Raw genomic sequence first — 4,824 nt, 5'->3', positions numbered from 1 at the left:
GGCCCATTGGGCATTGCTGTGCTCGCGCTGCTGAATGAAGGCCCGATGCACCCCTACGAAATGGTGCAGTTGCTGCTGCAGCGGCACGAGGACCGGATCGTCAAGGTCCGGCCCGGCTCGCTCTATCACACGGTCGATCGGCTCGCGGAAGCGAAACTGTTGCGCGCCTGTGGCACCGACCGGGAGGGCAACCGGCCCGAACGCACCACCTACGAGATCACCGAGGCCGGCCGGGCCGCGCTGACGTCGCGTGTCGGGGAGATCCTCGGCACCGCAGAGCGGGAGTATCCGCTGTTTCCCGTGGCGCTCGCCGAGGCACACAACCTGACCGCCGAGCAAGTGACGCGGCACCTGCGACGTCGAATCGAATCCATCGATGCCGATATCGCGGAGTACGGCGAACTCGCCGCCGGTGCCGAGGGCCGCGCAGTGCCGCGCGTCTTCTGGATCGTCATCGGCTACTTGCGCGCCCAGGCCGAGGCCGAGGTGCTGTTCCTGCGCAACCTCGTCGAGGAGATCGACAACGGCGATCTGCCCTGGCCGGGCACGCCTCCGTTCATCCACCTGTCCGAACTGCGGACCGATAGCAAAGAGAAGTCGAGGGTCAACTAGTGACGACGACAACCGAACGCAACCCGTGGATCGCGCTTGGCGCGCTCTGCGTGGGCTTCTTCATGATCCTGTTGGATATGACGATCGTCGCGGTTGCGAACCCGGCGATCCTGCAGGATCTGCAGACCGACGTGAACAGCGTCGTCTGGGTGACCAGCGCCTACCTCCTCACTTTTGCCGCGCCGCTGCTCGTGACCGGACGCCTCGGTGACCGGTACGGCCCCAAGAACGTCTACCTCGTCGGGTTGACGATCTTCACCGTGGCATCGCTGGGGTGTGCGTTGTCGACCAACATCGAGATGCTGATCGCCGCCCGCGCGGTCCAAGGCCTCGGCGCGGCACTCATGACGCCGCAGACGATGGCCGTCATCACCCGCATCTTCCCGCCGGACCGGCGCGGCGCTGCGATGGGCGCGTGGGGCGCGGTTGCAGGTATTGCCACGCTGGTCGGCCCGATCCTGGGCGGCGTCCTCGTCGACGGCCTGGGCTGGGAGTGGATCTTCTTCGTCAACGTGCCGGTCGGCATCATCGCGTTCTTCCTGGCAGTCCGCTTCGTCCCTGCGCTGGAGACGCATAAGCACAAGTTCGACATCCCCGGCGTCATCCTGAGCGCACTCGGCATGTTCCTGCTCGTGTTCGGCATCCAGGAGGGCAGCACCTACGACTGGTCCGGCCGGATCTGGCTGATGATCGCCGCCGGTCTGATCGTGCTCGGCGTCTTCGTCTACTCCCAGTCGCGCAGCCGCGGCGAGCCGCTGCTGCCGCTCGAACTTTTCCGGGACCGGAACTTCTCGCTCGCGAACGTCGGGATCAGCGCGATGGGCGCGTCCGTCACCGCCATGATGCTGCCGACGTTCTTCTACCTGCAGGCCGTGCACGGTTACTCACCGACCAAGTCCGCACTGGTCTTCGCGCCGATGGCGGTTGTCACCGGTTTCACCGCGCCCCTGATCGGCCGACTGGTGGACCGCACCCATCCACGGATCATCCCCGCCATCGGCTTCGCCGGCTTCTCGCTCTCGTTGCTGTGGTTCATCTCGGTCATGGATGTCGACACGCCCGCGTGGCAGCTGATGATCCCCGCCGGGTTCATCGGTTTGGCGAACGCCTGCATCTGGGCGCCGCTCGGTGCCACCGCGACACACAACCTGCCGATGCATCAGGCCGGTGCGGGTGCCGGCGTCTACAACGCCACGCGTCAGGTCGGGTCGGTGCTCGGTAGTGCGGGCGTCGGTGCGCTCATCACCGCGCGGATGACGGCGCATGGCCTGTCCGGCGGTGCCCAGGAGGGCGGGCAGACCGGCCCGCTGCCCGAATTCCTCAAGGAGCCCTTCGCCAACGCTCTTGCCGAATCGCTTTTGCTGCCGGCCGTAATTCTGGTGATCGGTCTGGTTGCCTCGCTGTTCTTCGTCCGCCCGACGAAGCCTGCGTGGGCCGGCGCACCGCCTGCCGAGGAAGCGGCGGTCGCGCCCAATACGATCGGGTGATGCCCGATTCGAGCCGTACCAGTCTGGTCCGATCCACCACCGCCTCCGGCGCGACCATCGCGACGATCACGCTGAACTCTCCGCCGCTCAACCTGTTCGACCGGGCGATGTTCGATTCGATCGCTGCGGACGTCGCCGATCTGGTGGCCAACCCGCCGCGGGCGGTGCTGATCCGGGCCGAGGGCCGCGTCGTCAGCGGCGGCGTGGACGTCCACCACTTCGACGGCATGTCCGCCGAGGACGGTGCCGACCTGTGGCGTGACCTGTTCGCGCGGCTCATCCACCGGATCGAGGCGCTGCCGTGCCCGGTGGTGTTCTCGGCGCACGCGCTCACGTTGACCGCCGCGTTCGAGATCGCGCTGGCGTGCGACATCATCCTCGCCGCACCAAAGGCGAAGTTCGGGCTCGTCGAGACGGTGGTCGGGCTGACCCCGTCGATGGGCGGTCCGCAGCGGCTCGCCGAACGCGCCGGATCCGGGCGGGCCCGCGAACTGGTGATGACCGCCGACCTCTACGACGCGGAGACCATGCATGCGTGGGGAGTGGTGAACTCCGTACACGAGGACGTGGACACCGCGGCTCGTGTGCTCGTGGAGAAGCTCGCCGATGGCCCGACCCGCGCACATGACGCCACCAAGCAGATCATCGGCGCGTGGCGTTCGGGCGGTGTCGCGCACGCGGACTCGGTCACCCCGGCAGTCTCGGGAGCGCTGTTCGACACCGACGACCTGCACGGTGCCGTGCGCAGCTTCCTCGACGTCGGGCCGGGGAAGGCGAGCTACACCGGCCGCTAACTAACCGCGGATCACATACCGGGCTGTCGCCGCACCCTCCCGACCTTCCGAAATGGAACACGTTGCAGACCCGACGCGACCGAGTGTGACGCGCACCATATAGTCGCGGGCAGAACGTGTAGCCGCGTGGAGGTGCGATGTCGCTGCTGGTGGAGTACCCACTGCCGGATGATTCCGGTGGTGCGGGCATCAAGCGCGGTGCGGACGGCGTGCTGCACTACGGCGATCTCAGCCCCGCGCTGACCGAGCTGCTCGACATTCGCGCGCATCACTTCGCGAACCGTGAGGCGCTGGTGGAGATCGGTGGACCCCGCCTCACCTATCGCGAGCTGTGGACGTCGGCCTCGCGCATCGCGGGCGGCTTGAACGATCGCGGCATCGGTTTCGGCGACCGGGTCGGCATCGCGCTGCCCAATGGCGCGCGCTGGGTGCAGGCGTTCCTTGGCGCGCTGCTGAGTGGCGCGGTGCCGGTGCCGGTCAACGATCGCGGCTGCTCGGAGGAGCGCGCGTTCGTGGTCAATGACAGCGCCGTCGACCTTGTGATCGATGACGACCTGCCCGATGCCGCCGCGTTCATCGATGACGGCGCCAGCCTCGCCGAGGTGGCGCTGCTCTGCTACACCAACGGCACGCACGGCCGGTCCAAGGGTGTCGAACTGAGCAACGAAAATGTGCTCTCCACAATCGAATCCGTTGTCGGTGCGCTCGCCCTGCCGGACACGGGTGTGCGGAACCTCGTGATGCTCCCACTCGCCCATGCCAGCGGCTGTGTCGACCAATTGCTGCCGATGCTCGCGATCGGCGGCACCGCGGTGGTCGCCCCCGAGATAGGCGCCGATGCGCTCGCGCGCGCCCTGCGCAGCGAGAGCGTCGATGTCGTCGCGACGACCGCCGAGGTGCTCCGCGATCTGTGTACCGATTCGCTGGCACCGGACGAACGGGTGGCGACGGTGTGCTGTTCCGGCGGGACCCTGAACGCGGCCGAGGCACGGAGACTGGCCGCGGCCTTTCCCGCTGCCGCGCAATGGTCGTTATGGGGCGCGACCGAAACGAGCGGAATTGGCCTCGCGCTCTCCGGATTCGCTCCCGACGAGCGGACCGGGTTCGTCGGCGCGCCGTTCGGCGGCACCGAACTCGCACTGCTCGGGCCGGACGCGGAGCGGGGCGTGGGCGAACTGCTGTGTCGTGGTCCGAACGTCACCCACGGCTACTGGAACAACCCAGATGCGACCGCGCAGAGTTTCACCGGAAGCTGGTTCCACACGGGCGATCAGGTAGAGATCGACGGCAACGGGATCGTCCGGCTCACCGCTTAGTGCAGCAGGCGTTCGCGCAGGCGGCCGCGCAGCGAATCATCGATGCCGATCGCGTCGAGATAGTCGGTGAAGCTGCCGTAATTCTCGGCGACGACCTTCATCCCGATCCGGTAGTAGTCCTCGGTCACGCCGAGGATCTCGTCCGAGAGATCGAACTTGTCCCCGAACCGTTCGACCAGCGAGGTGCGCAACGGTCCCACCGCGGAATTGCTGCGCAGGTAGTCCGTGAGCACGTCCTCTTCTGTGACGCCGACCGCGGACAGCAGCGAGATCGCCATCCAGCCCGCGCGGTCCTTGCCGGCCGCGCAGTGGAACAGCACGCCGCCGCCACCATCGGCGATCCGGTTCGCGGCATCCCTGATCGCGATCGCCGCCCCTTCGAGGGTGGGGAGCGAGTTGTAGGCGTTGACCATGTACTCGAGCGCGGCCTCGCGGGTGCGCCGCGGGGCCGTCTCGTGCAGTGCGAGCTTGTCCTCGGGGTTCTTGGGCTCGAGACGGAAGGACCGAACATTCAGCCGGACGCCGTCGGGGACATTGTCCGAGCCGTCGTGCTCGATCTCGCGCGTTCCGCGCAGGTCGAATACGTCGGTGACACCGATCTCGGCCAGCGACCGC

General features: G+C 67.5%; 5 protein-coding genes. 4 read left to right on the top strand and 1 reads right to left on the bottom strand.

What is annotated here, in order from left to right; all coding sequences use genetic code 11:
• From A8G08_RS17220 to A8G08_RS17205, 4 genes are all read left to right on the top strand, one after another.
• Nucleotides 1–612: PadR family transcriptional regulator (locus tag A8G08_RS17220; protein ID WP_084436430.1), on the top strand; the 612-nt coding region annotated here is incomplete at its 5' end.
• Nucleotides 612–2,099, top strand: coding sequence for an MFS transporter (locus A8G08_RS17215; protein ID WP_281182161.1), 1,488 nt, complete (start codon nt 612–614; stop codon nt 2,097–2,099). The genes A8G08_RS17220 and A8G08_RS17215, both read left to right, overlap by 1 nt.
• Nucleotides 2,099–2,893, top strand: a complete 795-nt coding sequence (locus A8G08_RS17210) for an enoyl-CoA hydratase/isomerase family protein (RefSeq protein WP_068276685.1) — start codon at nt 2,099–2,101, stop codon at nt 2,891–2,893. Before A8G08_RS17215 ends, A8G08_RS17210 begins: the two co-directional genes overlap by 1 nt.
• 137 nt (nt 2,894–3,030) lie before the next feature.
• Nucleotides 3,031–4,209 (top strand): class I adenylate-forming enzyme family protein, encoded by a 1,179-nt coding sequence (locus A8G08_RS17205; RefSeq protein ID WP_068276679.1) that lies wholly within the window; start codon nt 3,031–3,033, stop codon nt 4,207–4,209.
• Here the strand turns inward: A8G08_RS17205 and A8G08_RS17200 are convergent.
• Nucleotides 4,206–4,824: tyrosine-protein phosphatase (locus A8G08_RS17200; RefSeq protein WP_068276676.1), on the bottom strand; the 619-nt coding region annotated here is incomplete at its 5' end. The genes A8G08_RS17205 and A8G08_RS17200 overlap by 4 nt on opposite strands.

It is taken from the genome of Aldersonia kunmingensis, assembly GCF_001646865.1.
GTDB classification, from domain to species: Bacteria; Actinomycetota; Actinomycetes; order Mycobacteriales; family Mycobacteriaceae; genus Aldersonia; species Aldersonia kunmingensis.
The sequence above is the reverse complement of the archived record's forward strand: the minus strand, read 5'-3'. Positions and strand labels throughout refer to the sequence as shown.